Annotated in this window: 1 protein-coding gene; it reads left to right on the top strand. The window is 74.1% G+C overall.

The genetic code is table 11. From position 1 onward, the window contains the following. Positions 1-347 (top strand): hypothetical protein (locus ACOADB_RS08530; protein WP_378597537.1); only part of this gene is annotated, 347 nt, incomplete at both ends.

Consider the following 347-nt stretch of genomic DNA (forward strand, 5'->3'; position numbering starts at 1 on the left):
TGGGACCTCCTCGGCGACGGCGTCGAACCGGGCGACCGCGTCGACGTCACCGTCGGCGACCGGACCGAGCGCCTCCGGGTGGTCGGCGGCGAGGGCTGGGGAGAAGCCGCCCTGGTCCGGCGTACGACGCTGGACCGCCTCGCCCCGGATCCGTCCGTGCAGGCCCTCTGGGTCCGTGCGGCGGACGACGCCGATCCCGAGGACCTCGCCGGCTCCCTCGAGGCGATCGCCGTACCGATCGACGCCGGTGTCGAGAACGGACTGGCCCGACGGGCGTACGTCGACCTCCAGCTCGACGTCGTGACCGGGGGTGTCGTGGGACTGCTCGCGATCGCGGTGCTCATCGC

It is taken from the genome of Nocardioides sp. CPCC 206348 (assembly GCF_048654705.1).
Taxonomy (GTDB): Bacteria; Actinomycetota; Actinomycetes; order Propionibacteriales; family Nocardioidaceae; genus Nocardioides.